At 64.6% G+C, this 579-nt stretch carries 2 protein-coding genes; both read left to right on the top strand.

Features of this window, described 5'->3' with window-relative positions:
* Positions 1-75 precede the first annotated feature (75 nt).
* Complete coding sequence (locus RA20_RS22930; protein WP_039134597.1) at positions 76-381, top strand: chorismate mutase; 306 nt, start codon at positions 76-78, stop codon at positions 379-381.
* Positions 382-418: 37 nt separating this feature from the next.
* Positions 419-579, top strand: a 161-nt coding sequence (locus RA20_RS22935) for a tetrahydrofolate dehydrogenase/cyclohydrolase catalytic domain-containing protein (RefSeq protein WP_039134600.1), incomplete at its 3' end; no start/stop codon positions are given.

Consider the following 579-nt stretch of genomic DNA (forward strand, 5'->3'; position numbering starts at 1 on the left):
GAAGGCTTGTTCTAAGACGCAAAATGCGCTTTTTGCGGCCCGGGGGAGCACCCCGGGCCGCAAGAGTTTTAAGACATGAGCACAGAAACACCGCCGCAGGACTGCCAGTCGATGGCAGAGGTGCGGGCCCAGATTGACCGGCTCGACCGGGACCTGATCGCCCTGCTGGCCGTCCGCGCCGGCTATATCGACCGGGCCACCGAACTGAAGCAGCTCAATGGCTGGCCGGCGCGGATCCCGGCACGGGTGGAGGAAGTGGTCATGAATGCCCGCGCCGCCGCGGAAGGAGAGGGGCTTGACCCCGATCTGATCGAAGACTTGTGGCGGCAGCTGGTGGACTGGTCGATTGCCCGCGAGGCGCGGGTCATTCGCGAGGAATAGGCAGGCTTCCGGCCTGCGGCAACAAGGAAGAGATCAAATGGCAGCAACTCTGATTGACGGCAAGGCCTTTGCGGCCAAGGTGCGCGGCCAGGTGGCCGAGCATGTGGCGCGGCTGAAAGAGGAAAACGGCATCACCCCGGGCCTGGCGGTGGTTCTGGTCGGCGAAGACCCGGCCTCCCAGGTCTATGTGCGCTCCAA

This window comes from Leisingera sp. ANG-Vp (assembly GCF_000813725.1).
Taxonomy (GTDB): Bacteria; Pseudomonadota; Alphaproteobacteria; order Rhodobacterales; family Rhodobacteraceae; genus Leisingera.

What these genes read in the sequence shown, in the direction of transcription:
- RA20_RS22930 (WP_039134597.1), top strand. Translation starts at nt 76, where the DNA reads ATGAGCACAGAAACACCGCCGCAGGACTGCCAGTCGATGGCAGAGGTG.